20 protein-coding genes and 1 pseudogene are annotated in these 24,582 nt (G+C 70.6%); 3 read left to right on the top strand and 18 right to left on the bottom strand.

Annotated features, from left to right (window positions below):
- Positions 1 to 97 precede the first annotated feature (97 nt).
- From ligA to mnmA, 10 genes are all read right to left on the bottom strand, one after another.
- On the bottom strand, positions 98 to 2,314 hold the full coding sequence (gene ligA, locus Scani_RS03465) for an NAD-dependent DNA ligase LigA (protein ID WP_159469894.1): 2,217 nt from the start codon (positions 2,312 to 2,314) through the stop codon (positions 98 to 100).
- Positions 2,315 to 2,345: 31 nt separating this feature from the next.
- A complete protein-coding gene (locus tag Scani_RS03470; protein ID WP_159469895.1) occupies positions 2,346 to 3,359 on the bottom strand; it encodes a methionine synthase in 1,014 nt (337 codons plus the stop codon).
- Between the two features lie 239 nt (positions 3,360 to 3,598).
- A complete protein-coding gene (locus tag Scani_RS03475; protein ID WP_159469897.1) occupies positions 3,599 to 5,029 on the bottom strand; it encodes an MFS transporter in 1,431 nt (476 codons plus the stop codon).
- A 132-nt stretch (positions 5,030 to 5,161) separates the two neighbouring features.
- Entirely contained in the window at positions 5,162 to 5,539 is a 378-nt protein-coding gene (locus Scani_RS03480; RefSeq protein ID WP_159471645.1) for a MarR family winged helix-turn-helix transcriptional regulator, read from the bottom strand.
- Between the two features lie 453 nt (positions 5,540 to 5,992).
- Positions 5,993 to 6,682, bottom strand: a complete 690-nt coding sequence (locus Scani_RS03485) for an SDR family oxidoreductase (RefSeq protein ID WP_159469899.1) — start codon at positions 6,680 to 6,682, stop codon at positions 5,993 to 5,995.
- Between the two features lie 46 nt (positions 6,683 to 6,728).
- Positions 6,729 to 7,271, bottom strand: a complete 543-nt coding sequence (locus Scani_RS03490) for an LOG family protein (protein ID WP_159469901.1) — start codon at positions 7,269 to 7,271, stop codon at positions 6,729 to 6,731.
- Between the two features lie 141 nt (positions 7,272 to 7,412).
- The gene (gene gdhA, locus Scani_RS03495) at positions 7,413 to 8,789 is read right to left on the bottom strand and encodes an NADP-specific glutamate dehydrogenase (RefSeq protein WP_174872604.1); all 1,377 of its coding nucleotides are present in this window, start codon (positions 8,787 to 8,789) and stop codon (positions 7,413 to 7,415) included.
- 510 nt (positions 8,790 to 9,299) lie between these two features.
- Positions 9,300 to 10,001, bottom strand: a complete 702-nt coding sequence (locus Scani_RS03500) for a VC0807 family protein (protein ID WP_159471649.1) — start codon at positions 9,999 to 10,001, stop codon at positions 9,300 to 9,302.
- 602 nt (positions 10,002 to 10,603) lie between these two features.
- Positions 10,604 to 11,248: a dihydrofolate reductase family protein gene (locus Scani_RS03505; protein ID WP_159469903.1), complete on the bottom strand. Its 645-nt coding sequence runs from the start codon at positions 11,246 to 11,248 to the stop codon at positions 10,604 to 10,606.
- A gap of 379 nt (positions 11,249 to 11,627) precedes the next feature.
- A complete protein-coding gene (mnmA, locus tag Scani_RS03510) occupies positions 11,628 to 12,758 on the bottom strand; it encodes a tRNA 2-thiouridine(34) synthase MnmA (RefSeq protein ID WP_159469905.1) in 1,131 nt (376 codons plus the stop codon).
- Positions 12,759 to 12,803: 45 nt separating this feature from the next.
- Between mnmA and Scani_RS03515 the strand changes: the two genes are divergently transcribed.
- Positions 12,804 to 13,559, top strand: a complete 756-nt coding sequence (locus tag Scani_RS03515) for an N-acetylmuramoyl-L-alanine amidase (RefSeq protein ID WP_159469907.1) — start codon at positions 12,804 to 12,806, stop codon at positions 13,557 to 13,559.
- Positions 13,560 to 13,629: 70 nt separating this feature from the next.
- Here Scani_RS03515 and Scani_RS03520 read toward each other — a convergent pair whose 3' ends face one another.
- Positions 13,630 to 14,799, bottom strand: coding sequence for a cysteine desulfurase family protein (locus Scani_RS03520; RefSeq protein ID WP_159471651.1), 1,170 nt, complete (start codon positions 14,797 to 14,799; stop codon positions 13,630 to 13,632).
- Positions 14,800 to 14,956: 157 nt separating this feature from the next.
- Between Scani_RS03520 and Scani_RS40605 the strand changes: the two are divergent.
- Positions 14,957 to 15,067: pseudogene (locus Scani_RS40605) on the top strand (alpha/beta fold hydrolase); the annotation flags it as partial.
- A 61-nt stretch (positions 15,068 to 15,128) separates the two neighbouring features.
- On the opposite strand, the gene Scani_RS03530 reads toward Scani_RS40605, so the two are convergent.
- The gene (locus Scani_RS03530) at positions 15,129 to 15,977 is read right to left on the bottom strand and encodes a thioesterase family protein (RefSeq protein ID WP_159469909.1); all 849 of its coding nucleotides are present in this window, start codon (positions 15,975 to 15,977) and stop codon (positions 15,129 to 15,131) included.
- A 96-nt stretch (positions 15,978 to 16,073) separates the two neighbouring features.
- On the opposite strand from Scani_RS03530, the gene Scani_RS03535 reads away from it, so the two are divergent.
- Positions 16,074 to 16,709, top strand: coding sequence for a trimeric intracellular cation channel family protein (locus Scani_RS03535; protein ID WP_246295478.1), 636 nt, complete (start codon positions 16,074 to 16,076; stop codon positions 16,707 to 16,709).
- Positions 16,710 to 16,726: 17 nt separating this feature from the next.
- Here Scani_RS03535 and Scani_RS03540 read toward each other — a convergent pair whose 3' ends face one another.
- The 6 genes from Scani_RS03540 to Scani_RS03565 form a co-directional block, all read right to left on the bottom strand.
- Positions 16,727 to 18,136 (bottom strand): M1 family metallopeptidase, encoded by a 1,410-nt coding sequence (locus tag Scani_RS03540; protein ID WP_159469913.1) that lies wholly within the window; start codon positions 18,134 to 18,136, stop codon positions 16,727 to 16,729.
- Positions 18,137 to 18,378: 242 nt separating this feature from the next.
- The gene (locus Scani_RS03545; protein ID WP_371872320.1) at positions 18,379 to 19,452 is read right to left on the bottom strand and encodes an ABC transporter ATP-binding protein; all 1,074 of its coding nucleotides are present in this window, start codon (positions 19,450 to 19,452) and stop codon (positions 18,379 to 18,381) included.
- Between the two features lie 26 nt (positions 19,453 to 19,478).
- Positions 19,479 to 20,585 carry an ABC transporter ATP-binding protein gene (locus tag Scani_RS03550; RefSeq protein ID WP_159469917.1) on the bottom strand — a complete coding sequence of 369 codons (1,107 nt, stop codon included), beginning with the start codon at positions 20,583 to 20,585 and terminating at the stop codon, positions 19,479 to 19,481.
- The gene (locus Scani_RS03555) at positions 20,582 to 21,592 is read right to left on the bottom strand and encodes an ABC transporter permease (RefSeq protein WP_159469919.1); all 1,011 of its coding nucleotides are present in this window, start codon (positions 21,590 to 21,592) and stop codon (positions 20,582 to 20,584) included. The genes Scani_RS03550 and Scani_RS03555 overlap by 4 nt, the downstream gene beginning before the upstream one ends.
- A 79-nt stretch (positions 21,593 to 21,671) precedes the next feature.
- The gene (locus tag Scani_RS03560; protein ID WP_159469921.1) at positions 21,672 to 23,423 is read right to left on the bottom strand and encodes an ABC transporter substrate-binding protein; all 1,752 of its coding nucleotides are present in this window, start codon (positions 23,421 to 23,423) and stop codon (positions 21,672 to 21,674) included.
- Positions 23,424 to 23,539: 116 nt separating this feature from the next.
- The gene (locus tag Scani_RS03565; protein ID WP_159469923.1) at positions 23,540 to 24,538 is read right to left on the bottom strand and encodes an ABC transporter permease; all 999 of its coding nucleotides are present in this window, start codon (positions 24,536 to 24,538) and stop codon (positions 23,540 to 23,542) included.
- Between the last annotated feature and the right edge of the window lie 44 nt (positions 24,539 to 24,582).

The following is a 24,582-nucleotide window of genomic DNA, read 5'->3' on the forward strand; positions in this document are numbered from 1 at the left end:
GGCCGCGGAAGGCCGCCACGGGCAGCGATCGGCGACGGTTGCCCGAATGCGACCCGACGTCGCGGATCAATCTGGTATGCGCCGATGAGGTGACACCTCACTCCTCCTCAGGCGGAGTGACAGCTACCGCTCGCGCTGCGTCAGGACCCTGCTCCAGCAGCACCGCGAAGCCATCATCGTCCAGCACGGGGACCTTCAACTGCATGGCCTTGTCGTACTTCGAACCTGGGTTGTCACCCACAACTACGAATCCGGTCTTCTTCGAAACGGAACCGGTCACCTTCGCTCCGAGGTTCTGGAGGGCCTCTTTCGCGCCATCTCTGGTGTGTGACTGAAGTGTGCCCGTTACGACGACGGTGACGCCTTCGAGGGGACGCGGGCCCTCATCACCCGTTTGCTCCTCCTCCATCCGGACGCCGGCGGCCCGCCAGCTCTCGATGATCTGCTGGTGCCAGTCCACGGCGAACCACTGCTTCAATGAGGCGGCGATGGTGGCTCCGACGCCGTCGACGGCGGCCAGCTCCGTCTCGTCCGCGTCCCGGATGCGGTCGATCGAGCGGAACTCCCGCGCCAGCGCCTCGGCCGCCACCGGGCCCACATGCCGGATCGACAGGCCCGTGATGATCCGGGCCAGCGGGCGCTGCTTGGCCGCCTGGATGTTCTCCAGCATGGCCAGGGCGTTCTTCTTGGGCTCGCCCTTCTGGTTGGCGAAGAAGGTGACGACCTTCTCCTCGCCGGTCTTCGGATCGCGCTTGGGCAGACCGGAGTCGGGGTCGAGGACGTACGACTTGATGGGCAGCAGCTGCTCGATGGAGAGGCCGAAGAGATCGCCCTCGTCCCTCAGCGGCGGCTCGGCGGGCTCCAGCGGCTGACTGAGCGCCGTCGCCGCGACATAGCCGAAGTTCTCGATGTCCAGGCACTTGCGGCCGGCCAGATAGAACAGCCGCTCGCGGATCTGGGCGGGGCAGGCACGGGCGTTGGGACACCGCAGGTCGATGTCGCCCTCCTTGGCGGGCTGCAGCGTCGTCCCGCACTCGGGGCACTCGGCCGGCATCACGAACTCCCGTTCGCTGCCGTCCCGCAGGTCGACGACCGGGCCCAGGATCTCCGGAATGACGTCGCCGGCCTTGCGGATCACGACGGTGTCCCCGATGAACACCCCCTTGGCCTTGACCACGTCCTGGTTGTGCAGGGTGGCGAACTCCACCTCGGACCCGGCCACCGTCACCGGCTCGACCACGGCATACGGCGTGACCCGGCCCGTACGGCCGACGCCGACGCGGATGTCGACGAGCTTGGTGTTGACCTCTTCCGGCGGGTACTTCCAGGCGATCGCCCAGCGCGGCGCCCGCGAGGTCGACCCCAGCCGCCCCTGCAACCGGATCTCGTCCAGCTTGACCACCACACCGTCGATCTCGTGCTCGACGGCCGTACGGCGGGTCTCGGCGTCGCCGTAGTGGGCGATGAAGTCGCGCACCGCCTGCAGGGAGTCGACGACCTTGTTGTGCGTGGCCGTCGGCAGGCCCCACTCCTTGAGCAGGTCGTAGGCCTCCGACTGCCGGTCGATCTCCAGGCCTTGGCGGGCGCCGACACCATGGACGACCATGTGCAGCGGGCGGGTGGCGGTGACCTTGGGGTCCTTCTGGCGCAGCGAACCGGCCGCGGCGTTACGGGGGTTGGCGAACGGCGGCTTGCCGTCGGCCACCAGCCGCTCGTTGAGCTCCAGGAACTTCTCCATCGGGAAGTAGACCTCCCCGCGCACCTCGACCAGATCCGGGATCCGGTCGCCCTCCAGACGGTGCGGGATCTCGGCGATCGTCCGGACGTTGGGCGTGATGTCCTCGCCCGTACGGCCGTCGCCGCGGGTGGCCGCGCGGGTCAGCCGGCCCTGCTCGTAGGTGAGGTTGACGGCGAGGCCGTCGACCTTCAGCTCGCACAGGAAGTGGTACTTGGCACTCCTGGGGTCGCCGCCCAGCTCACCGGCGATCCGCTCGGCCCAGCCCGCCAACTCCTCGTCGTCGAAGGCGTTGTCGAGCGAGAGCATCCGCTCGCGGTGCTCGACCTCGGTGAACTCCGTGGCGTACGCCCCGGCGACCTTCTGGGTCGGGGAATCGGGAGTGCGCAGCTCGGAGTACTCGTCCTCGAGCGCCTCCAGGGAGCGCAGCAGCTTGTCGAACTCCGCGTCACTGACGACCGGAGCATCCTTCACGTAGTACCGGAAGCGATGCTCCTCGATCTGCTCAGCGAGCTGCGCGTGCTTCTCCCGCGCCGCTGCGGGCACCTCGGATTCCGCTGCGTGCTGTTCGCCAGCCACCGTCTTGTCCTCCCGTGGTCCTTGAGTGTGGTCACTCAGGGTTGTCTGCGAGTGATCTCGCCGCCCGGACGCAGTGGTCGAGGGCCGAGCGGGCATAAGCGGGCGAAGCGCCCGCGAGTCCGCACGAGGGGGTGAGGACCACGGACTCGCTGAGAGTCCCTGGTGTCAGCCCCAGCCTGCGCCACAGCGTCCTGACACCCATGACGCTACCGGCAGGGTCTGACAATCGGCTGTCCACGCCCGGCACCACGCCCGCGAACAGCGTGGTACCGGCCTCGACAGCCTCCCCGATCACTTCCTCCTCACGCTCGGTGAGCAGCGAGAAATCGAACGAGACGCCCGTGACGCCGGCCCGCCGTAGCAGCCCGAACGGCACCTCGGGCGCGCACGAGTGGACGACCACGGGGCCGTCCTCCGCCACCGCGACAAGATCACGCAGCGCGCCCTCGACGACCGCCCGGTCCACGGCGCGGTGGGTGCGGTAGCCGCTCGCGGTCTTCACCCTGCCCTGGAGCACCGCCGTGAGCGACGGCTCGTCGAGCTGCAGCACGACCCGGGCGCCCGGCACCCGCCGCCGTACGTCCGCGAGATGGCCGCGCAGCCCCTCCGCCAGGGACGCGGCGAGGTCCCGGCACGCCCCGGGGTCGCTGAGCGCCGCCTCGCCGTTGCGCATCTCCAGGGAGGCGGCCAGGGTCCACGGGCCCACCGCGGAGACCTTCAACGGTCCCTCGTAGCCCTGGGTGAACTCCTCCAGGGCGTCGAGATCTTCGCCGAGCCAGGAGTGCGCGCGCCGGGTGTCGCGGCCCGGCCGGTCGCTGATCCGCCAGCCGCTGGGCTCCACATGGCCGTAGACCTCGACGAGCATCCCCAGGGTCCGCCCGATCATGTCGGCGCCCGGCCCCCGGGCCGGGAGCTCCGCCAGATACGGGAAGCTCTCCAGCGATCCGGTGACGGTCCTCGCCGCCTCCCGCGCGTCACCGCCCGGCATCGACCCGACCCCGGTCGCCGCGCCCGCGGCCCACTTCTGCGTGCTGTTCTCGCTCACCCAGGAAGGGTATGCGGCGGTGCGGCAGGCGGGGTGCGGTGGGCCGCCCGTCCGTGGCGCGGTGGGCCGCTCACCTCGCCCGTCCCGCCGCGGCTCGCCCGCCGCCACCTGGTGGAGCGCCCGGTTCGTCACGCTGCACCCCGTCCCACCCCGCCCGGATGCGTACGCCGGTCACGCTCCGGTGCGTACCTCCGGCACACCGGGCGGGGCAGGTCCGTCACGTCGGACCGCGTACCCCCTCACGCCCGGGTGCGTATGCCCAGTCGGCCGACCACCGCCGCGAGGGCCAGCGCGGCCGCGGTCAGCGCGAAGGCGCAGGCGGCGCCCCGGTAGCCGCCGCCCGCGCCCGCCAGCACCGCGCCCATGCCCGCGATGCCGACCAGGGAGCCGATCTGGCGGTTGGCGTTGAGGGTCGCGCTGCCGATGTCGGCGTGCTCGCGGCCCGCGGCCGCCATCAGCACACCCGTCATGGCCGGGGAGCCGACCCCGCTGCCGATATGGCTGACGGCGAGCACCACCGCGAGCACCCAGTACGGCAGGCCGGGCGAGAGGATCAGGAACAACAGGACATAGCCCGCGGCGGAGAGCGCCAGAGAGGCGGTGAGCGCGGCCCGGTCGCCGACCCGCGGCCCGAACCGGGCATAGAGGATGTTGCCGAACGGGAGGACCAGTACGGCCGGCAGCATCTGCAGCCCCGCCGTCACCGGGCTCGCGCCGCGCGCGGCCTGCAGGAAGAGCCCGAGGACGAACAGCATCCCGTAGAAGGCGAAGTTGAAGAGGAAGCCGACCACATTGGCCGCGGTGAAGCTGCTGTCCGCGAAGAGCGCGACCGGCAGGACCGGGGTACGGGCGGACCGCTCGCGGACGACGAACCCGGCCACCGCGAGCACCGCGACCGCCGCCGCCCCCAGGACCGTCGGCGCGGACCAGCCGCGGCCGGGCCCTTCGATGAGCGCGTAGCTCAGCGAGCCCAGGGCGAGCAGCCCCAGGACGTGGCCGCTGCCGCCGAGCGCCGTGCCGCGCGCCGGGACGGCCGCGACGACCCGCCGGGTGAGCAGCAGACCCGCCACGCCGAGGGGGAGGTTGACGAGGAAGATGCTGCGCCAGCCGAAGGCACCCACCAGGAGGCCGCCGAGGGTCGGCGCCAGCCCGACGGAGGTGGAGACGATCGCCGACCAGACGCCGAGGATCTTCGCCCGGCGGGCCGGCTCCGGGAAGGCGTGCATCAGCAGGGACAGCGAGCTGGGCATGAAGAGCGCCGCACCCACGCCCTGGGCGAAGCGGGCGGCCACCAGGGCGGCGCCGTCCGGGGCGACGGCGCCCAGCAGGGACGCGCCGGTGAAGACGGCGAGCCCGATGAGGTAGATCCGGCGGGCGCCGAACCGCTTGGCCAGCGAGCCGGCGAGCAGCAGCAGCGCGGCGAAGGCAAGGACATAGCCGTCGACGACCCAGGTGAGGCCGGACATGGTCAGTCCGAGCCGGGCCCGCAGATCGCCCGCGGCGACGTTCATGATGCCGGTGTCGAGGCTCGCCATCACGAACCCGAGGGCCAGGACGAGGAGTTGGGCGCCGCTGCGGGACCGCGACCGGGGCGCGGGGAATCCGTCATCTACCCTCGCCGGGGTCACCGGGCTCGCCGTCCCGCCGGTCGCCGCTTTCTCAATGATCATGCATTTAGTTAAAGCTGTAGCTATCTGCGCGCGCAATGATTACAGCTATAACTTTACTGAACGCATACGAAGCACCGGAGGAAGCCGTATGGGGATCAGACGCGGGGCCCGCGACACGGGCCCGCAGCGGGGTCAGGCGCCCCGCCCCAGCGCCTTCAGCAGGTCATCGCGCAACGCGGCGCGCTCCTCGTGCGACAGGTGGTCGAGCGGCGAGGCGGTCCCCATCCGCCGCAGCAGATCGAGCCGCAACTCCCGCCCCTCATCGGTGAGTACGAGCTGCTTGGCCCGCCCGTCCAAGGGGTGCGGCCGGCGCACGACCATGCCCTGCTTCTCCAGCTTGGAGATGACATAGGTGACATTCGGCGGCTCGCAGCACAGCACCCCGGCCAGCTCTCGCGCGGTCTTCGGCTCGCCGAGTTCCTCCAGCGCCTTGGCCTGCGTCGGCGTCAGATCGAGCTCGGCGATCCGGCTGCGCTGATGGGCGTCCAGCCGACGGCTCAGTTCCGTCACGAGCCCCCGGATCTCCCGGAACCCGCACCCCGCCGCCGCCGTCGACTTCGCTTCAGTGGTCACTCATGCAGCGTACGTCGACACGACGGGGAGCGACGGCAGGGTGCGCGGCGGACGGCCCGGGGCCCACGCGACGGCGCCCGAGCCGTCGAGGCCTTGGCACGTACGGGGAGGCGGGCGCGCCCCTGAAGCATCGGTCCGTGCGGTCATCGTCGTCGCCGCTTCCGTGTGCGGCGTCCTGTTGCCCGGTGTCGTGATGATCGTGAACGGCGGGCGGATGCGAGCGGCGTTCGCCTCCCGGTAGCACCGGCGCACCGTGGGTGCGCACCGTGCGTGCGATGCCTCCCGGCCTTCGTCCCGCGGCCCCTTCACCCCTCGGACCGTGCCGCCCGCCCCACGTCGTGTCGCGGATCGCCCGTACCCGTCTCCCGCACCGGCCGGGCGCCTGCGGGCTCAGCGCCCGGGCCGCACCGACACATCGTTGATCTCCGCGTCGCGCGGCAGATCGATGGCCGTCATGATGGCCGTCGCGACGGACTCCGGGTCGATCCAGCGGGACGGGTCGTACTCCTTGCCCTCCTGCCGGTGGGTGCTCTCCTGCATCGGCGTGGCCGTCCGCCCCGGGTAGACCGAGGTCACCCGGACCCCGTTGTCGTGCTCCTCCGCGCGCAGCGAGTCGGCCAGCGCCTTGAGGCCGTGCTTGCTCGCCGCGTACGCGCCCCACTGGGGGTTCGCGTGGAGCCCGGCACCGGAGTTGACGAAGACCACCATGCCCTGGGCGACCCGTACCAGCGGCAGCAGCAGCCGGGTGAGTTCGGCGGGCGCGACGAGGTTGGCGGCGAGCTGCCGCTGCCAGGCCTTGGCCGGCAGATCGCCGACCGCGCCCAGCTCGATGACGCCCGCGCTGTGCAGCAGGGAGTCGATCCGGTCCGGCAGCGGCTGCTGCCCGAAGGCCCAGGACAGCTTCTCGGGGTGGGCGAGGTCGCCCACGAGCGTACGGGCGCCGGGGAACTCCGCCGCCAGCTCCTTGGCCCGGACCGCGTTACGCGCCAGCAGCCACAGGTCCTCCCCGCGCTCCGCGAGCCGCCGTGCGACCGCCGCTCCGATGCCCGACCCTGCGCCCGTGATCAAGTGCGTACCCATGGGTCCGATCCTAACGAGCGGGCGACGGGGCCGCGGGCGCGGCGGCTCAGGCCTGGATTCCCGCCTTCTCCTCCAGGTAGGCGAGCGCGCCGACGCCGTCCGCCGCGAAGAAGACCAGGTCGGTGAGCGGAATCGGCAGGAAGCCCTCCGACTCCATCCGCTGGAACTGCTCCTTCAACCCGTCGTAGAAACCCGCGGTGTTCAGCAGCACCACCGGCTTGGTGTGCATGCCGTGCTTGCGCAGTTCCAGGATCTCGGTGGCCTCGTCCAGCGTGCCCGTGCCGCCGACCATCACGACGACGGCATCGGCGCGGGCCAGCATCTGCGCCTTGCGCTCGGCGAGGTCCTTGGTGACGACCATCTCATCGGCGCCCTCGCGCGCCTTGTGCGCCAGGAACTCCACGGAGACGCCGATCAGCTTCCCGCCGGCCTCCTGCACCCCGTCGGCCATGACCTTCATCAGGCCGGTGTCCGAGCCGCCCCAGACCAGCGCATGCCCGCCCTTGCCGATCAGCTCGGCGAACCGTCGGGCGGGAACGACATAACGGTCGTCGAGGTCGGCGGCGGAGCAGAAGACGCAGATATTCATGCGGTCACCCTACGAGCCGGGCGGCGAGGGGCGACCGCAGGGGACAAGCCGGACAGCGGGGCGGTTACCCCTACGGGACCGCCAGCGCCCGACGCCGGGGTGGCACCCCTGCAGGCACCACCCCGCCGCCGCACCCTCCGGCTAGATCAGCCCCTGGTCCAGCATCGCGTCGGCGACCCGCTCGAAGCCGGCGATATTGGCGCCCGCGACATAGTCACCGGGCAGCCCGAACCGTTCCGCGGTCTCGTAGCAGCGGTGGTGGATGGAGCGCATGATCGTCGCGAGCTCCCCCTCCGTACGCTCGAAGGACCAGGCCTCGCGCGAGGAGTTCTGCCGCATCTCCAGCGCGCTGGTCGCCACGCCGCCCGCGTTGGCGGCCTTACCGGGACCGAAGGCCACCCCGGCCCCCTTGAGCAGCGTCACCGCCGCCGGGGTGGTCGGCATGTTGGCGCCCTCGGAGACCGCCTTGACGCCGTTACGGACCAGGATCCGGGCGGCGTCCTCGTCCAGCTCGTTCTGCGTCGCCGACGGCAGCGCCACATCGCACGCGACGTCCCACACCCGCCCACCGGGCACGTATGTGGCGGACACCCCGCGCCGCTCGGCGTACTCGCTGATCCGGCCGCGCTCGACCTCCTTGATCTGCCGCAGCAGCGCCAGGTCGATGCCCTTCTCGTCGACGACATAGCCGCCGGAGTCCGAGCAGGTCAGGACGTTGGCGCCGAGTGCCTGCGCCTTCTCGATGGTGTAGATCGCGACATTGCCGGACCCGGAGACCACCACCTGCTGCCCGTCGAGCTCCTCGCCGCGCTGCTTGAGCATCTCCTCGGTGAACAGCACATTGCCGTAGCCGGTGGCCTCCGTACGGGCCTTGGAGCCGCCCCAGGCCAGGCCCTTGCCGGTCAGCACACCGGGCTCCCAGCGGTTGGTGATCCGCCGGTACTGGCCGAAGAGGTAGCCGATCTCCCGGCCGCCCACGCCGATGTCGCCCGCCGGTACGTCCGTGTGCTCACCGAGGTGGCGGTGCAGCTCCGTCATGAACGACTGGCAGAAGCGCATCACTTCGGCGTCCGACTTGCCGTGCGGATCGAAGTCGCTGCCGCCCTTGCCACCGCCGATGTTCAGCCCGGTCAGGGAATTCTTGAAAATCTGCTCGAATCCGAGGAACTTCACAATCCCCAGATTCACGGACGAGTGGAAGCGCAGACCGCCCTTGTACGGGCCGAGCGCGCTGTTGAATTCCACCCGGAAGCCCCGGTTGACGTGAATCGCCCCGGAGTCGTCCTGCCAGGGGACCCGGAACATGATCTGCCGCTCCGGCTCGCAGATCCGCTCCAGGATCTTCGCCTCGGCGAACTCCGGGCGCGCCGTCAGCACGGGGGCCAGCGTCTCCAGCACCTCGAGCGCCGCCTGGTGGAACTCGGGCTCACCGGGATTCCGCCGGACCAGCTCGGCGTACAGTGATGCCGGCCCGGCCCGACGAATGCCGGGATTGACCTCAGATTGAACAGTCGACATGACTTCCGTTCCCTTCGTGGCCGCGGAAAAGGCCGTCTGTGGTCCGGACCCTGACGAGCCCTCACAAGTGCAATAACTCCTTGTGAGTCCTTATCGTCACCATTCCTCGACCCGGCAACCTTTGACGTCCCGTCGCGTTGCCGACTTTATGGGCGCCACCCCACCGACCGACTGTGGGATGCGCGACACGTCCTTCCCTTACGCAATCCCGCCAACCCGCTGACGCCCCCGGCGCGCCCCTCCCCCACGCCATGTCCGCAGGTCAGCGCCCTGGCACCACCCAGCTGGCACCGTTCGGCGTATCGCGCGATCCCCTCTCCGGCGGGCGCTGTGCGACACCTCACAGTTGACCGGCGGTCACTCTCCCCGCACCTCACGAGCCTCGCGCACCCCGCCCGCCCCCTCCGCGGACGCCGGACGGCCCGCTATGACCGGCCGGGACCAGCCCACCCCCGTGATGCGGCTGGTCCCGGCCGGCCCGCCCCTGAGGACGCCTCGGCCCCGAGCCCGTCAGCTTCCCGTCACGGCCGTCACGGCTGGCGCGGCCGCCACGGCGGACGTGGCTTCCGTCCCCGCTCCACCGGCCTGCGGTCCCCCCGCGCGCTCCGTCTCGGCGCTGACCATCCTCTCCATCGGTTCGGCGGCGCCGCCCCCCGCGACGACCATCGCCACCAGGATGGCGACCACCGTCAGCACGGTCCCCAGCCAGACCATCGTGTGCACCGGAAGGGTGTAGGCGCCGATCACCCGCGCCACACACTCGACCACCAGCACGGTCCCCCATATCAGCGAGAACCTCCGCTCGGCCCGCCGGAACGGTGCGGACCCGGCCATCAGCCGGTCCCAGGCGGCACTCCTGTCCGCCTTCCCCTTCGTCACGAACGGCTTGAGGCCTGCGGTCATCAGGGGCTTCCCCATGAACACGGAGACGATCATCGAGATGCCGACGACACTGCTCACCCCGCTGTCCTTGGCGAGCATCAGCCGCGGATCACCGGTCATCACGCTCATGGCCAGGCCGACGAGGTTGACGACGAGCATCACCAGCGCAAGGCCGTTGACCCCGGCGCCCCGCACCAGCCCCCAGAGCGTGCGCAGCGCCGGCACCACACTGCTCCAGCCCAGCGCCGCGACCTCGCTCAGCCCGAACCCGCCGCTGAGGAGGTAGTACGAGCCCAGCGGGACCCCCACGTCCAGGACCAGCGGCAGCAGGGACTGCGCAAGCGGGTTCGCTCCCTTCCCGGCTGCGGCGTCCGGCTCCTGTTGCCGGCTCTCGCTCTGGCTCCGGTTCACGGCGGGTCCCCCAAGTTGCTCTCTGATCGGCGTCTTTCCTCGACACCTTCAGCTTCGGGCACGGCCGTGCGGCGCAACAGTTTCGACTGTCCTCGGTTCTCCATGACATTTGTCAGTTGCGGGCGAGGCGCAGCGCGTCGTCCAGGGCTTCGGGCCGGCCGCCGTCTTCGGGTCCCGCACGCGCCCCTTCCCCGGGCGGTTGAGATCCTGAGGGCACCAACCGGCATCACCGTCCACTGCGGTCTGGCCGTGCCCCTGCCCACCAAGGACGCCTGCGTACAGATCGACGGCGTGGACTGGGTCTGGGCGCCCTCCGCAGAGCCACAAGTGCCTCAGCAAGAGCGACGTTCCGCCGCCCGCCGGTCCCGGGACCGCACAGTCGATGCCACGCCACGACCAGCGCGCCTGATCGTCCTGGCCAGGAGAGTTCGCCGGTGGGTGACCGCGTTCGAGGGGCCCGGTCGGGGGTCGTGTCCGTGGGCTCCGCACGCTTCACGCCGCCCCCCGGCCGGGCCCTCGCCTCACCGTCGCCAGAACAGGTGGTGCGTCACCCCGCTCGGGCTGGGCACGACCTCGAGGTGGAACCGGTCGAGCAGCTCGTCGGGGGACTTCCAGAGTCGTACCCCGGATCCGAGCTCCACCGGCGAGACCGCCACGTGCAGGGTGTCGACGAGGTCGGCGTCGAGGAACTGCCGGATGGTGGTGGGACCGCCGCCGAGTCGGACGTCCTTGCCCTGCGCGGCCTCCCGCGCCTGGTCGAGCACCGCGGCCGGGTCTCCGTCGACGAAGTGGAACGTGGTGTCGGAGAGCGTGAACGAAGGACGCGCGTGGTGGGTCATGACGAACACCGGGGTGTGGAACGGGGGCTCGGCGCCCCACCAGCCGCGCCAGTCATGGTCGTTCCAGGGCCCGCGCTGGGGCCCGAATTTGTTGCGTCCCATGATCTCGGCACCGATGTTGCGTGCGAAGTCCCGTGTGAAGTAGTCGTCGAGACCGCGGCTGCCTCCGGGGTCGGTGCGCATGGGCCAGCTCGCCGTGGCGCCGACCCAGGCGAACATCGCTCCGGGATCGGGGTGGCCGAACGGGCTCTCCAGACTCTGGTGCTCACCGGCACCGAATCCGTCACGCGAGACGTTGAAGTTCTGGACTCTCAGCAATTGATCCACGTGTTCCCTCCTGGGTTGTCGGCAAGGGGCAGACTGCCGGGACCGGGCAATCTCATCGCCGCGGATCGACGTCATTGTCGCCAGGGGGTTGTTCCGTACCCGTCCGCTGCCGGTCGACGGCCCAGGGTGTCCACGCCGACGGAGTAACAGCAGTGGAGGGCGTTGCGGGACGGGGACCAGGGGACGGAGTCCCTGACCTGGACTCAATCGGCATGATGGGTGGCGGAGTTGGGGTGCGGCCCGGCCTCTGCCGTGAGCACGGGGCACGGGGGCACAGCTGATGGAGAGGGCTGAGCTCCGCCGGTCGATCCCCCGGCGATGCCCTCGCCCGGTGGCACCCCGCCCGACCAGGCCCTCGCCCGATCAGGTCAGCGCCCGGTCAGGCCCCCGCCCGTACCCGCCGCTCCGTGGTGGCGATGGTCGCCGAGCCGACCACCCGGCTGCCGTCGTAGAGGACGATCGCCTGGCCGGGGGCCACGCCGCGGACCGGTTCGGTGAACGTCACCCGGAGCTCGGTGCCGTCCACCAGCTCGGCCGTGACCTCGGTCTCGCCGCCGTGGGCGCGGAGCTGGGCCGTGTACGTGGCGGGGCCTGCCGTCGGGGGGCGGCCGCACCAGCGGGGGCGGATGGCGGTCAGGCCCGTGACGTCGAGGGCGTCGGCGGGGCCGACCGTGACGGTGTTGTCGACCGGGGAGATGTCGAGGACGTAGCGCGGCTTGCCGTCGGGGGCCGGGTGGCCGATGCGCAGGCCCTTGCGCTGGCCGATCGTGAAGCCGTACGCGCCCTCGTGCGTGCCCAGGACCGCGCCGGACTCGTCGACGATGTCGCCGGTGGCCGTGCCGAGCCGCTTGGCGAGGAAGCCCTGGGTGTCGCCGTCGGCGATGAAGCAGATGTCGTGGCTGTCCGGCTTCTTGGCGACGAACAGCCCGCGGCGGGCCGCCTCTTCGCGGATCTCCGCCTTGGTGGTGAGGGTGTCGCCGAGCGGGAACATGGCGTGCGCCAGCTGGCGGTCGTCGAGGACGCCGAGGACGTACGACTGGTCCTTGGCCATGTCGGAGGCGCGGTGCAGCTCGCGGGTGCCGTCCTCGCGCAGGACGACCGTGGCGTAGTGGCCCGTGCAGACGGCGTCGAAGCCCAGCGCCAGGGCCTTGTCCAGCAGCGCGGCGAACTTGATCTTCTCGTTGCAGCGCAGGCAGGGGTTCGGGGTGCGGCCGGCCTCGTACTCGGCGATGAAGTCGTCGACGACGTCCTCACGGAAGCGTTCGGCGAGGTCCCAGACGTAGAAGGGGATGCCGATGACGTCGGCGGCGCGGCGGGCGTCGTGCGAATCCTCGATCGTGCAGCAGCCGCGGGCGCCGGTGCGGAACGACTTCGGGTTCTCGGAGAGGGCGAGATGCACGCCCGTCACGTCATGGCCGGCCTCGGCGGCGCGGGCCGCGGCGACGGCGGAGTCGACACCGCCGGACATGGCGGCGAGTACGCGGAGGCGGCGGGGTGCGTCATCAGTCATAGCGAGTCCAGGGTAGACGGAACCACCGACAGGGCCGAAAGCGTTATGCAGCGCATGGGGAACAGGGACCGGGAGCGGGGCGGGGAAACGGCCGGGGACCAGGGCGAAGGCCCGGAGGCCGGGCGCGGCATCAGCCGGCGGCGGGCGCTGTGGATCGGAGGCGGCGGGGCGGTGGCCGCCGGGGTCGCGGCGCTCGCGGCGCGGGGTGAGCTGGCGCACTGGTGGTGGCGGCTGCCGGGGAACGAGAAGCCGCGGAAGCCGGGCGCGGTGGACTTCCGGGGCGCGCAGTGGGTCGCGGCGTCCCCGGAGAACTACCGGCGGGCGGACCGGCCGGCGGATTACGCGATCGACCGGGTGGTCGTCCATGTCGTCCAGGGCAGCTACGCGACCGCCCTGGACGTCTTCCGGGACCCGGAGCACGAGGCCGGTGCCCATTACGTGGTCCGGAAGGACGGGCATGTCGCGCAGCTGATCCGCGAGCTGGACGTGGCGTTCCACGCGGGGAACCGCGGCTACAACGAGCGGAGCGTCGGGATCGAGCACGAGGGGTACGTGGACCGGCCGGAGTCGTTCACGGACGCCATGTACGCGTCGTCGGCGCGGCTGACGGCCGGGGTGTGCCGGCGGTACGGCTTCCCGGCCGACCGGGAACACATCGTGGGGCATGCGGAGGTGCCGGGGACGGATCACACCGATCCGGGGAAGCACTGGGACTGGGACCGGTATCTGGGGCTGGTCCGGGCCGAGCTGCGCAGGCCCGTACGGAAGCCGTCGCGGGAGCAGCGGGCCGGCGGGGCATAGACGATCATCGGCGCGGCCCCGGCCCGGCACCTGGCCCGGCCCCCTGGGGCACGGCCCCGGCCCGGCCGCCTCAGCTCAGCCCCGCGCTCCGTGCCCGTTCCACGACCGGGCCGATGGCCTGCGCCAGCGCGGCCACGTCCTGTGCCGTCGAGGTGTGCCCCAGGGAGAACCGCAGGGTGCCGCGGGCGAGCTCCGGGGACATGCCGGTGGCCAGCAGGACGTGGCTGGGCTGGGCGACGCCGGCGGTGCAGGCGGAGCCCGTGGAGCAGGCGATGCCCTGGGCGTCCAGGAGGAGCAGCAGGGAGTCGCCCTCGCAGCCGGGGAAGGAGAAGTGGGCGTTGGCGGGCAGCCGGCCCGCGGGGTCCGGGTCGCCGCCGAGGACGGCGTCGGGGGCGGCGGCGAGCACGGCCTTGACCAGGTCGTCGCGGAGCGCGCCGATGTCGCGGGCGAAATCGTCGCGGTGGGCGACGGCGTACCGGCCGGCCGCGGCGAAGGCGGCGATGGCGGGGGTGTCGAGGGTGCCGGAGCGGACCTGCCGCTCCTGGCCGCCGCCGTGCAGCACCGGCACCGGGGCGTACTCACGGCCGAGCAGCAGCGCGCCGATGCCGTACGGGCCGCCGATCTTGTGGCCGGAGACCGTCATCGCGGCGAGCCCGGAGGCGGCGAAGTCGACCTCCAGCTGGCCGAACGCCTGCACCGCGTCCGCATGCAGCGGAATGTCGAACTCCGCGGCGGCCTCGGCGAGTTCACGGACCGGCTGGATGGTGCCGATCTCGTTGTTGGCCCACATGACCGTGGCGAGCGCGACATCGGCGGGGTTGCGGGCGATGGCCTCGCGCAGCGCCTCGGCGTGCACCCGGCCGTGGGGGTCGACCGGCAGCCACTCGACGCGGGCGCCTTCGTGGTCGACGAGCCACTCGACGGCGTCGAGGACCGCGTGGTGCTCGACGGGGCTGGCGAGGACACGGGTCCGGGCCGGGTCGGCGGCCCGGCGCGCCCAGTACAGGCCCTTGACCGCGAGGTTGTCGGCCTCGGTGCCGCCCGCGGTGAAGACGATCTCGCTGGGGCGTGCGCCGAGCGAGACCGCGAGGGACTCGCGCGCCTCCTCGACGGTGCGCCGGGCCCGCCGGCCGTCGGCGTGCAGCGAGGACGCATTGCCGGTGACGGTCAGCTGGGCGGTCATCGCCTGCACCGCCTCCGGGAGCATCGGGGTGGTGGCGGCGTGGTCGAGGTAAACCATGGTGCGCACGATTCTACGAGCTGGCGCGGCGGGCTCCGGGGGCGCATCCGCAGCGCGCGGGAGCGCCGAACGCCGGGGAGCCCGTCGGCCGCTCGGTCCCGCTGAGCGGCGGGCGGCTCCCCGGGCTCCGGCGAGTGGCTCCCCGGGCTTCCGCGGCTGGATCCCGGTGGCGAAGGGACACGAGCCGGCCTCCCGTGTCCCGGGCTCCCGGCTCCGTGTGATCGAGGGCGCGGGACATCTGGTGCAGGAGGACGCACCGGCCGAACTCGCGACACGGCGGCGGAGTTCGTGCGGACCGGGCAGCAGCCGCCGGACGCGGCGCTACGGCACTAGCCCTGCAGCACCGCGCGTGCCAGCTGCCGCGACTGGGCGACCAGCCGGTCCTGGGAGTCCCAGACCTCCGCGTCCTCCTCCAGGAAGCCGCCCGCGAGGTTGCGGGTGGTGATGGCGACCCGGAGCGGGCCGGGCGCCGGGCGGTGGCGGATGTGGGCGGTCAGCTCGACGGTGGGCACCCAGCCGGACAGGCCCATCTCGAAGGCGGTCGGCGGCAGCGCGTCGACGGTCAGCAGGAGGGAGAGCGGGTCGGGCTCGCGGCCGTCGGCGAGGCCGAACCAGGCGCGCATCTCGCCCTTGCCGGACGGGGCGCCGACGGCCCAGCCCGCGGTCGCCGGGTCCAGGCGCAGCGCGAGCCGCTCGGTGATGGCCGTGCTGCCGGAGATGGCGGGGCGGCCACCGGGGGCGCTGTCGGCACCCAGGCAGTGCTCGAACGGAGGGATGGCCGGCGGCTTGGCGGTGGTGCGGACGTCGTCGGGCAGCGCACCGAGGTCGCCGTACGCGGCGAGCACCCGCAGCCGCTCGATCTCGCTGCCGTCCTCCGCGAACTGGATGAGGCTGGCGGTGCCGGTCGACATCGTGCGGCCGGTGCGGACCACGTCGGTACGGATCACGGCGGGGCCGGGGACCGAGGCCGTCAGGTAGTGCGCGGTGACGGACAGCGGGTCGGGGTGCGGGAGGGCGTCGCCCAGGGCGCGGCCCATGAGGGCGAGGAGGTAGCCGCCGTTGACCGCCTGGATGATCGTCCAGCCGGCGGAGAGGTGCGCGTCATAGACGCCGGGGGCGCGACGGGTGACCGCCGTATCGCGGTCGAACTCGCTGTCACCTTGGGTCACCAGAGCCATGGGTTGCACGCTACACCGGATAGTTACCGACCGGTAGTGTCAGTTTTGACGGCCTCGGGCGGAACCTCTCCTTCCGCGCCTGCGATGATGTGCGCCATGCTTCACGTCCTCTACCTGTTCGGTGTCGCGGCCTTCGCGGCGAGCGGGGTGCTGGCCGCCTATCGCGCCAACATGGACCCCTTCGGCGGTCTGGTGCTCGCCTTCGCCGCGTCCATCTCCGGCGGCACGCTGCGCGATGTCATCCTCGACCGGCGGCCGCTGTACTGGACGCACGACTGGGTACTCCTGACCGTGATCATCTGCGTCGGCGTCGGCACCATGGCCTACCTGCGGTTCTGGCAGCTGCCGCACAAGTCGCTGCTGGTGGTCGACGCGATCGGGCTGTCCGTGGTCACGGTGATCGGGGCCCGCGCCGCGATCGACGCGGGCGCCACCCCGCTCGCCGTGATCATCCTGGCGGTGCTGACCGGGGTCGCCGGTGAGGTCATCCGCGATGTGCTGTGCGGGGAGTTCCCGCCGCTGCTGCTGCGCGAGGACGTCTACGCGATCGCCGCGCTGACCGGCGGCTGCTGCTATCTGCTGCTGTACCGCCTCGGCACCGGGGCCACCCCCGCCGCGGCGATCTCGGCGGGGGTGGTGTTCGCGCTGCGGATGGGAGCGGTCTACCTCGGGCTGCACCTGCCGCGCCCCCAGCAGCTCCGCAGCCGGCGCGGGCCGCAGGACTCCGGCTGACCGGTGCGGCCGCGCCCTCAGCCGGCCGGCAGCGCCGGCTTGCTGTCCGTCGTCAGCCAGGTGTCGAAGAGGTCGTCCAGCTGCTGCCCGGAGACCTTCTCCGCGAGCGCGATGAACTGGGCGGTGTCCGCGTTGCCGTAGCGGTGCGCGGCGGTCCAGGCCGGCAGCAGCGTGAAGAACGCCCGGTCCCCGATCCGCTCGCGCAGCGCCTGCAGCGTCATCGCTCCGCGGGTGTAGACCGCCTGCGCGAACATGGTGTCGCGCTGCGGATCGGCGACCTTCACCTTCCAGAAGGCGTCACTCGCCGGGCGGGCGTCGTACGCCCTGCGGAAGGCGTCATGGGCGCTCAGGGTGCCGCGGTGCTCGGCCCACAGCCACTGGGCGTAGCTGGCGAAGCCCTCGTTGAGCCAGATGTTCTTCCACTGCCGGACGGAGACCGAGTCGCCGAACCACTGGTGCGCCAGCTCGTGGACGATGGTCGTCTCGCTGCGCACGGCCGAGTAGGCGGGCTTGGACTGCACCTCCAGCGAGAAGCCGGCCTGCGGCATGTCGTCGACGATCGCCCCGGTCTCCTCGAAGGGGTACGGGCCGAAGACCTTCGACCAGTAGTCGGTGGCCTCGGCGGTGACGCCGTAGACATCGACGGTGCCCGTGGGCAGGGTCGGGTCGGTGGCCACGTAGATGGGCGTGCCGCCGGGGGTGGTGCCCGTACGGACGTCGAACTTGCCGATGGTGGCGGTGGCCAGGTAGGTCGCCATCGGACGGTTCTCGCGCCAGTGGGCGTACGAGCGGCCGTGCGCCTCCCCGGAGTTGATCAGGCGGCCGTTGGAGACGCCGGTCAGGCCCTTGGGGGCGTCGATACGGATGTCGTAGGTCGCCTTGTCGCCGGGGTGGTCGCTGGAGGGGAACCACGTCGAGGCCGCGTTCGGCTCGCAGGCGACGAAGACACCGTCCTTGGTCTTCATCCAGCCGTAGTCCGAGCCGAAGACGATCGGGCCGCTCAGCGGCTGGGGAACGCCGTGGTAGGCGACGGTGACGGTGAACTTCCTGCCGTGGCGCAGCGAGAAGTCCGGGCGTACGGATATCTCGTCGCCGGATCTGGAGAAGTGCGCCCGCCGGCCGTTCACCCGGACCGAGTCGACCGTCAGCTTCTGCAGGTCGAGGTCGAAGGCCGAGAGGTTCTGGGTGGCCCGGGCGGTGAGCGTGGTGCGGCCGTCGAGACGGCCGCTGCCGGGGTGGTAGCTGACGCCGAGGTCGTAGTGCAGGGCGTCGAAGCCGCCGTTGCCCAGGCGGGGGAAGTACGGGTCCCCGATGCCCGGGGAGCCGGGGGACGCGCCGGGGGCGGCGGCGATGGTGGCGGCCGAGGCCACCGCGGTCGCCAGTGCGAGCCAGCGGGAGGTGCGACGTGCGGAACGGGAGAGTGCCATGAGCCATCCCTTCGGACACACGGATGAAGTTCGCCTCAAGATCGAACAACCGTGCTGACTCTGCACTCTCCCGTCGCGTTCCACCCAGGACTTTGCCAAGTCCTCAGTGTTACTTGCCGGTTGCCGCCGCACCGGCCGCGGGGGCGGTGCCTTTCGCGGCCCCTGTGGCCTCTGCGGCCGCTGTGTTCTCCGGCCGCCGCCGTGCTCTCCGCGTTCTCTGTGCTGCCTGTGTTGTCTGCGTGCTACGCCTTCGCCGCGTCGGCCGCGTCCGCCGTGCTCTCCGCGTTCTCCGGGTGGTGGCAGGCCACCTGGTGTCCGGTCCGCAGCGCGACCAGCGGCGGCTCGGTGGTGGCGCACACGTCGGTCGCCTTCCAGCAGCGGGTGCGGAACCGGCAGCCGGAGGGCGGGTTGATCGGCGAGGGCACATCGCCCTTGAGCAGGATCCGGTCGCGCTGGGTGCGCCGCTTGGGGTCGGGCACCGGCACCGCGGACAGCAGCGCCTTGGTGTACGGGTGCATCGGCGACTCGTAGAGCTCCTTGCGGTCGGCCAGCTCCACGATCTTGCCGAGGTACATCACCGCGATCCGGTCCGACACGTGCCGGATGACCGAGAGGTCGTGGGCGATGATGACGTACGTCAGGCCCAGCTCCTCCTGCAGGTCGTCCATGAGGTTGACGACCTGCGCCTGGATCGACACGTCGAGCGCGGAGACCGGCTCGTCGGCGACCACCAGCTTGGGCTTGAGCGCCAGCGCGCGGGCGATCCCGATGCGCTGTCGCTGACCGCCGGAGAACTCGTGCGGATAGCGGTTGTAGTGCTCCGGGCTCAGGCCCACCAGCTCCAGCAGCCGCTGCACCTCCTTCTTCACCCCGCCCTCGGGCTCGACGCCCTGGAGACGGAACGGGGTGGAGACGATCCCGCCGATGGTGTGCCGCGGGTTCAGCGAACCGTACGGGTCCTGGAAGATCATCTGGACGTCCCGGCGCATCGGCCGCAGCCGGCCCGGAGACAGGTGGGTGATGTCCTTGCCCTGGAACTCGATGGAGCCGCCGGTCGGCTCGTCGAGACGGGTGATCAGCCGGCCCATCGTCGACTTGCCGCAGCCGGATTCGCCGACGATGCCGAGGGTCTCCCCCGGGCGCACGTCGAAGTCGATGCCGTCGACCGCCTGCACCGCCCCGACCTGCCGCTTGAGCAGGCCCTTGGTGATCGGGAAGTGCCGGACCAGACCGCGGACCCGGAGCAGCGGCTCGACGTCGGAGGAGGTCTGCGCGGCAGGCTCCGCGGGGGTGTCCGCCGTCTTCTGGAGCGGAATCTTCTTGTTCTGGTCGTCAGTCTCGGTCACAGCTTCGGCGCAATCTCTTCGGTCCAGATACGCTCCCGCTCCTCCTGCGACATGTGGCAGGCGGAGAAGTGCCCGCCGCCGGCCTCGCGCAGTTCGGGGCGGACCGTACGGGTGAGGTTGTCCTTGGGGACGTCCGCGTACGGGCAACGGGGGTTGAAGGCGCAGCCGGACGGGACGTTGATCAGGCTGGGCGGGGACCCCTTCACCGGGATCAGCCGCTCCGTCTGGTCACGGTCGATGCGCGGCATGGAGCCGAGCAGACCCCAGGTGTAGGGGTGCTGGGGCTCGTAGAAGACCTTCTCCGCCGGGCCGCGCTCGATGCACCGTCCGCCGTACATCACCAGCAGGTCGTCGGCGAGCTCGGCGACCACACCGAGGTCGTGGGTGATGATGATGACCGCCGAGCCGAACTCCTTCTGCAGATCGCGGATCAGGTCCAGGATCTGCGCCTGGACGGTGACGTCCAGGGCGGTGGTGGGCTCGTCCGCGATCAGCAGCTCCGGGTTGTTGACCAGCGCCATCGCGATCATGGCGCGCTGGCGCATACCGCCGGAGAACTGGTGCGGATGGTCGTCCACCCGCTTGTCGGGCTGCGGGATGCCGACCCGGTCGAGCATCTCGACGGCCCGCTTGCGCGCGGTCTTCTTGTCCACGTCGTTGTGGACGCGGTACGCCTCCACGATCTGGCTGCCGACCGAGTAGAAGGGGTGCAGCGCGGACAGCGGATCCTGGAAGATCATCGCCATCTCGCGGCCGCGCAGCCGGCGCACCTCGTCCGGGTCGGCGGAGACCAGCTCCTTGCCGTCCAGCCAGATCTCGCCGGACATGTTCACCTTGCTGCGCTGCTGGCGCGAGGCGCGGTGCAGACCCATCACGGCGAGCGAGGTCACGGACTTGCCGGAGCCGGACTCGCCGACGATACCGAGCGTCTTGCCCTTCTCCAGGGAGAAGTTCAGGCCGTCGACCGACTTCACGAGCCCGTCGTCGGTGTTGAAGTGCACCTTCAGGTCCCGCACTTCGAGGAAGGCGGAGGGGGACCGGGTGCCGGCCGCGGTGGGCTCGCCCACGACAGCCTCGGTCTTGTCCTCGGAGGAGTCGGTCACGAGAGCCTCACCCGCGGGTCGACGGCGGCGTACAGAACGTCCACCACCAGATTGCACATGACGATGAAGAACGCGGCGAGCAAGGTGACGCCGAGGATGTTCGGGAGGTCGTTGGCGTTGATCGCCTCGACGGCGAAGGCGCCGACTCCCTTGAGCGAGAAGACCTGTTCGGTGATCAGGGCACCACCGAGCAGCAGGCCCAGGTCCATGCCGAAGACCGTGATGATCGGGGTGAGCGCGGCCCGCAGACCGTGCCGGACGACCACCTTGCGCTCACGCAGGCCCTTGGCACGGGCCGTACGGATGTAGTCCTCGCTCAGCGTCTCCAGCATGCCCGCCCGGGTGAGCCGGGCGTAGAGCGCGGAGTAGAGGAAGGCCAGGGTGACCCAGGGCAGGACCAGGGTCCGGGCCCAGCCGAACGGATCGTCCGTGAGATTGATGTAGTCGCTTCGCTCGAAGATCGGCCACTGGTAGGTGAACAGGGCCAGCGCCAGGGCTCCGGTGAAGAACATCGGGAGGGAGACGCCGGCCAGCGCGACGCCCATGGCCATCCGGTCGAAGAGCGAGCCGGGGCGCAGCGCGGAGAGCACGCCGGTGGCGACACCGGAGACGACCCACAGCACGGCCGCGCCGGCGGCCAGCGAGAGCGTCACCGGAAGCCGGTTCTGGATCTCCGGCCAGACCTCGATATGGGTTTTGAAGGAGTAACCGAAGCACGGCACATGGCACTTGGCCGCTTCCGGACCGAATTTGTAGTCGACGCCGACGAAAATGCCCTTGAGGAAGTCCCAGTACTGCTCGTACACGGGCTTGTCCAGGCCGAGATTCCTTTTGACCGCGGCGATGTCCGCGGGCGTGGGGGCCTTTCCGATGTACTGCTGGGCAAGCTGGTCGGTGCTCTGCCCGGCCAGTTTCGGCAGCAGGAAGAAGATGCCGAAAGTGACCGCGCTGACGATCAGCAGCAGGATCACTGCGCTGATCAACCTGCGGATGATGTACGAGAACACGGGGATGCGGCGTCGGCGCCGCGAGCCGGCTCATCACCGGCCCGCGGACACCAATGCCTTCACCTGCCTTCCAGGGCTGCTACTTCTTGACGCCGATGTTGAGGTAGTCGTACTGACCGCTGAAGGCCGAGGTGGACACGAGGTTGGTGGCCTTCGGCGAGCGGTACATCAGGACCTTGAAGTAGGTGAGCGGGACCAGCGCCGCCTGCTCCATCGTCTTCTTGTCGATCTCGGCGTACGCCTTTTCGCGGGCCGCCTTGTCGGTGTTGGCGATGGCGCTCTCGAGCAGCTTGTTGATCTCCGGGTCGTCCAGCTCCGACAGGTTCGTGTTACCGGACTGGCTGATCGCCTTGCCGTTCAGGATCTGCTGGAGGTAGCCGTAGCCGGTCGGGAAGTCCGAGCCCCACTGCATCATGATCAGGCCGACGTTGTTCTTCTTGTTGAACTTCGGCACACCGGCGTAGTCCGAGAAGTACTTGCTGGTCGGGTACGACTGGATCTTGGCGGTGACGCCGATCTTCTTCAGCGAGTCGATGACCGAGGTGGCCGCGTCGACCTCGTCCTGGCGGTCGTTGCGGGCCAGGATCGTGGTCGTGGCCTTACCGGCGCCGCACTTGGCCCAGTGCTTCTTGGCCTCGGTGAGGTCCAGCTTGTCGCCGTCGTACTTCTGCGGGTACAGGTCGTACTTCTGGTAGCCGTCGATGTCGGTCGGCAGGACCGTGGAGGCCAGCTCACCGCGGATCGGGCCGCCGAGCGAGGTCTGCACGGCCTTCTTGTCGATGGCGTACTCGACGGCCTTGCGGCACTCGATGTTGTCGAACGGCTTCACCTTGGTGTTGAGCGCCGTGTAGACCAGGCGCTGACCGAGGGTGTTGTCGGTGTTGCCCTTCTCCTTGGGGTCCGTCAGGAGCTGGGCCTGCGTCTGCCCGTCGACACCGCGGCCGGCCAGGTCCACCAGGGTGTTGCCGGACTGGAGGTCCTTGTCGATGGTCGACTGGGCGACCTTCAGGTTCAGGACGATCTTGTCCGGCAGCTGCTTGCGCAGCGGGTCGGTCTTCGCGGACCACTGGGGGTTGCGGACCAGGGTGAGCTTCTTGCCCTCCTGGTAGCTCTCGAACTTGTACGAGCCGGTGGACAGCACGGACTTGGTGTAGTCGGCGCCCTTGTCCTTGGCCTGCGGGACCGGAGCGGTCTGCGGGGCGCTCACCAGGTAGTCGAACTCGGCGAACGGCTTCTTGAGGTGGAAGACGATCGTCTGGTCGTCCGGGGTCTCGATGGACTTCAGACCGGCCTTGCTCTTGTCCTTGTAGGGACCCTTGTAGCCGCCGTCGTTGTCCTTGAGGAACTGCTGGAAGTAGTTCGGGCCCAGCGAGAGGGTGTCGCGTGCGAAGTTGCTGCGCTCGACCGCGTACTTGACGTCCTGCGAGGTGACCGTGGAGCCGTCGTCGTACTTGACGCCCTTGCGGAGCTTGTACGTCCAGGTCTTGCCGCCGTCACTGGGCTTGCCCATCGACTCGGCGAGGTCCGGGGTCAGCTCGTTGCCCTTGGTGCCGGGACCCGGCTTGAAGGTGGTGAGCGGGCGCGCGTAGAGCCGGCTGAAGTTGTAGATGAAGGCGTAGTACGTGTTGCCCGGGTCGAACGACTCGGGGGCGTCGCTGATCGCGTAGGTGACCGTGCCGCCCTTCGCGTCCGAGGCATTGACGACGCCCTTGGTGGCGGCGTTCGCCGTGCCCGAGCCCTCCGAGGAGCCCTTGCCCCCGCTGCAGCCGGCCAGCAAAAGGCCCGCACTCGTGATGGCCGCGACAGCCGCGACCGGAACTGACCTTCGCATGATGGTCGCTGTCCCCTTCGTTCGTCGAGAAACGTCGATCCTCAAAATCGGAAACGCAGTAACGCGGAAAAGCGGTAACGCAGTTGGGGCGTTCGACCGGACGTCCGGCAGCGCCGTCAGCGGCTGCGCGGGTCCAGCGCGTCCCTCAGTCCGTCGCCGAGCAGGTTGAACGCGAGCACGGTGACGAAGATCGCGAGGCCGGGGACGATCATGTACTGGGGGTCGACCTCGTAGTACTTGACCGCCTGGTTGAGCATGCCGCCCCAGGACGCCTGGGGCGGCTGGATGCCGACGCCCAGGAAGCTCAGCGCCGCCTCGAAGAGGATGTTGGAGGGGATCAGCAGCGTCGAGTAGACGATGATCGGACCCACCAGGTTGGGCAGCAGCTCCCGGAAGAGGATGAACGGCCCGCGCGCCCCCATGCCGCGGGCGGCGTCCACGAATTCCCGCTCGCGCAGCGACAGGGTCTGCGCACGCACGATCCGCCCCATGTAGGGCCAGTTGAAGAAGCCGATCACGAAGATCAGCACCGAGATGTGCAGCGGCAGGCCCTCCATGCCGAAGGCGCCGCCCTGCAGCGAGGCGGAGATCGCGATGGCGAACAGCAGCAGCGGGAAGGCCAGGAAGACGTCCATCATGCGGCTGATGAGGGCGTCCACCCGTCCGCGGTAGAAGCCGGCGACCACACCGAGCACGGTGCCGATGGCGACCGACAGCAGCGTCGCGCCGAACGCCACGATCAGCGACACCCAGGAGCCCTCCAGGATCCGGGCGAGCAGATCGCGGCCGAACTTCGGGTCCACGCCCAGGGGGTGGTCCGCGCTCATCCCGCCGAGGTCGCCCTTGGGGAGCGTGGTGTTGGGGTCGATCAGCGACTGGTTGGGATTGTTCGGGTCCAGCCCCAGCAGGGACTGGATCGGACGGGAGAGCGCGGCGACGGCGATGAGCAGGATGACAACGATGGCACCGGCCACCGCGACCTTGTCCCGCCGGAAGCGCAGCCATGCGATCTGACCGAGCGAACGCCCCTCGATCCGCTTTGCCTCGACGCCCTTCAGCACCGCTTCCGGCTGCGCCTCAGCAGCCGCCCCGGTGGTCTCGATCGGTGCCGTCACAGTGCCTTTGACCCCTCTCGGCCGACGGTGGCCGGCCCCTGCCC

Origin of the sequence: Streptomyces caniferus, from assembly GCF_009811555.1 — a bacterium.
Taxonomy (GTDB): Bacteria; Actinomycetota; Actinomycetes; order Streptomycetales; family Streptomycetaceae; genus Streptomyces; species Streptomyces caniferus.